The 3619-nt window shown below is 64.8% G+C and carries 3 protein-coding genes and 1 pseudogene; all 4 read left to right on the plus strand.

Annotated elements, in window-relative coordinates:
* A partial coding sequence (locus T281_RS16570) for an AMP-binding enzyme (protein ID WP_420834883.1) occupies positions 1-267 on the plus strand: 267 nt, incomplete at its 5' end.
* 848 nt (positions 268-1115) lie between these two features.
* Positions 1116-1568 (plus strand): division/cell wall cluster transcriptional repressor MraZ, encoded by a 453-nt coding sequence (locus T281_RS16575; protein WP_013417807.1) that lies wholly within the window; start codon positions 1116-1118, stop codon positions 1566-1568.
* Positions 1568-2590, plus strand: a complete 1023-nt coding sequence (gene rsmH, locus T281_RS16580; protein ID WP_037242096.1) for a 16S rRNA (cytosine(1402)-N(4))-methyltransferase RsmH — start codon at positions 1568-1570, stop codon at positions 2588-2590. Before T281_RS16575 ends, rsmH begins: the two co-directional genes overlap by 1 nt.
* 54 nt (positions 2591-2644) lie before the next feature.
* Positions 2645-3619 (plus strand): annotated as a pseudogene (locus T281_RS16585) (TIM-barrel domain-containing protein); the annotation flags it as partial.

Raw genomic sequence — 3619 nt, forward strand, 5'->3', positions numbered from 1 at the left:
GTGCTGTTCGTGGTGCTGAAAGCGGGGGCGGTGCTCGACGAGGGGCTGAAGCAGACTATCAAGGCGAAGATCCGCCACGGAGCGAGCCCGCGCCATGTCCCCGCCGTGATCGTGCAGGTGCCCGACATCCCGCGCACGAAATCGGGCAAGATCACCGAAATCGCCGTGCGTGACATCGTGCATGGCCGCGCGGTCAAGAACACCGAGGCGCTCGCGAACCCGGATGCGCTCGACCATTATCGCGACATCGGGGATTTGCAGAAGTAGTGCGCTCGCAGGCCCCTCTCCCCCGGGCACGTGTCGTTTGAAGGGTTGGAAACGGCAGGAGCGCTCCGCCTGCCCCTATCCGCGCCATGGTGAGCGGCCCCGACGCGGCGTGCCGCACGCGCGCCTCTCGCTGACGCCAGCCGTGCGCAGCGCCAGCGGAAAGCTTTCGCCCCGAACCTGAATCATCCGCAACGGGCCTCGCCGAAAAGCGCATCCCGCCGCAAACGCGTGCCGGAACGCCGAGCGTCGTTGCTTCTCGGCTTAAGCCGATGGGCTAGCGTGGGGGTGCCAGCGCGGCGAGCGACGCCTCGGCCTCGTTCGATGGGCGCGCCTGGGCGAACGTCGCTGAAAGTATAGAGCGCCAGGAACGAAAATCGCCCGAGCACTTCATGCGGCAACGGCCGCCGCAACGACGCGTGGGGGTCGCGGGGCTTATTTCAACCGATCAAAGCACCTATCGCGCCCGCCGTTCACGTTTTCCTTACCTTTCTGCAACGCGCGATAGCCGTCTGTTGACGCCCACACTTACCCATGTTATCCCATAAATGCCCGTTCGGAAGGGGGCGATTCGGAGGGAGAGAAAACAGCTTTCGCCGGGCAAGGCCACAGCACGGCAAGGTTTCTCCCTCCGATCCTTTCGCTTTTCGCGCAGAGCGGACGTTTATAGCTTAATTTTTGAAATTTTATGTCGTCGCTAGACCATCCAAGTCGATAGTTCGTGTTCAACTCTGGTATTTCGCCGTCTGGGTATTTATGGGTAGTAGCGGGTTTCGGTTAAAGTTTTGCCACGGCACCAGATGCGCAAGCCGTCGCAGTGTGCGTTTTGGGCGGAGGCGTGGATTTGAGGGATGGATGAATTTGCTTCGCGCATCGACAGCAAGGTTGACCAACGCGGGCGCGTCGCAATTCCTGCGCCGTTTCGCGCCGTCCTTGCACAGGAAGGCACGAGCGAAATTCACTGCTACCCGCATCTCGACTACGCTACGATCGAAGCTGGAGGCTCTCGGTTGGTCGAGGAAATCAAAGAGATTGTCGGGCGGCAGCCTACGGGCAGCGCCCTTCGCGAAGCACTCGAACTCGTCTATTTCGGCGAGTGCGAAAAGCTCAAAGTGGACCCGGACGGCCGCACCGTCCTGCCGAAGCGGCTTCGCGATCATGCCGGAATTACGGAGACGGCGGTTTTCGTCGGCCTTGGCAACAAGTTTCAGATCTGGGAACCAGAGGCTTACAACAAGTTTCGTGAACGCGCGCGCGAACAAGCGCTTGCGCTTCGCAAAGAGCTCGGCGCGGGGAGCCGCTGATGAAGCGGCGCAGACGTGGGGGCACCAGGGATGTGGCGGATCGCGGGAAGCCGGTAGAGGGCCCGTCTCCCGACAGCGGACCGGTCCGTCACATCCCGGTGCTACTGAGGGAAGTGCTGGGAGCGTTGCATCCAGGGGTGGGGGAACGCTTCATTGACGGCACCTTTGGCGCGGGCGGATACGCTCGCGCCATCCTTGAAGCCGTGCATTGCGACGTGCTCGGCCTCGACCGCGACCCGACCGCGATAGCGGCGGGCCGCACGCTCGAAACCGCCTTCGCTGGCCGGTTGAAACTCGCCGAAACACCGTTCTCCGAGATGGAAGACGCCGCGCTCAGCATCGGCTGGGACGCGCTCGACGGTGTCGTGCTCGATCTCGGCGTCTCGTCCATGCAGCTCGACGAGGCGGAACGCGGCTTCTCCTTCATGCGCGACGGCCCGCTCGACATGCGCATGTCGGCCAGCGGCCTTTCCGCCGCCGATGTCGTGAACACTTACGAAAAAGACGCCATCGCCGACATTCTCTATACGTTCGGCGAGGAACGCCGCTCGCGCGCCATTGCGGCGGCCATCGTGAAGGATCGCGAGACGGCGCCTTTCGAGCGCACGGGTCAACTCGCGGCGCTGATCGCGCGCGTACTCGGCCACAAGCCAGGCGATCCGAAGCACCCCGCGACCCGCAGCTTTCAGGCGCTGCGGCTCTATGTGAACGACGAACTCGGCGAACTCACGCGCGCGCTCGCAGCCGCCGAACGGCTGCTCAAGCCCGGCGGGCGGCTTGTGGTTGTCAGCTTCCATTCGCTCGAAGATCGCATCGTGAAGCGCTTCCTCGCAGAGCGCTCGGGCAAGCGCGCGAAAGCATCGCGCTACATTCCCGACGCCGGGGACGTCACCGCGCCCACCTTCGAGCTTCGCGACCGCCACGGCGTCGAGCCGGGCGAGGACGAGGTGGCCGCCAACCCGCGCGCACGCTCGGCGCGCCTGCGCTGGGCCGTCCGCACCGACGCGCCGCCGCTTGCCTAGATCGCGCCCGGCGCAAGCCGTGATACGGCCATTTTCACAATCCACGGTCGGCACATGCGGGTGTTGACGGGTGGGATACTTCTATCGGCGGCGGGAAACCGTGCCGAGATCGAACTTGAGCGCGGCTATCGGCTCACGCTTTCTTTTCATGCGGCGCGGACCGCGCGGCTCCTCGTGACGCGGCCTCATGGGCTTCGCTGCCCGCGCACTTGGTCGCTGTCGCCGGAGCTGTCGGGCGATGACGCCATCGACGGTCGCGACCGGCTGGATGAGACCGGCCTTCCGAACGAGCCGATCCGCACCGCCGACGAGACGCCCCGCGCCATCACCATCGAAACGGCGCTGATGCGCGCGGAGATCCGCCGTGCGCCGCTTGCCGTGACGTGGTCCTTCCGCGAGCACCAAGACGAGCCGTTCCGCATGGCGCTTACTGACCGGCAGACGCAAAGCTACCTGTTCGACGAACGCGGCAACCGCTTCGCGCACTATGTGGAGAGCGATCCGGCAACGGCCTGTTACGGCTTCGGCGAAAAGACCGGCGAAGCGAACAAGCGCGGCCGCCGCTTGCGCATGAAGACCTCGGACGCGATGGGCTACGACGCCGAGACATCCGATCCGCTCTACAAGCACATCCCGTTCTTCATCGCGTTGCGCCCCGACGCGAGCGCGCCCGCCGTCGGCCTCTTCTACGACAATCTCAGCCACGCTGCCTTCGACATGGGCCAAGAGATCGACGCCTATCATGGCCCGTTCACGAGCTTCGAGGCCGAAGACGGCGATCTCGACCTGTGGCTGTTCTTCGGCGGCTCGGCGCGCGACATCACCCCGGCTTTCACCGCGCTGACCGGACGCACCGCCATGCCGCCGCGCTGGTCGCTCTCCTATTCCGGCTCGACGATGCATTATACGGAAGCGCCGGACGCCGAGCGGCAACTGACCGGCTTCCTCGCGCAGATCCACGAGCACGACCTGCCCTGTGGCTCGTTCCATCTGTCGTCCGGCTACACGAAGCGCGGCGAGGGCCGCTAC

Source organism: Rhodomicrobium udaipurense JA643, from assembly GCF_000636015.1.
In the GTDB taxonomy this organism is placed as follows: Bacteria; Pseudomonadota; Alphaproteobacteria; order Rhizobiales; family Rhodomicrobiaceae; genus Rhodomicrobium; species Rhodomicrobium udaipurense.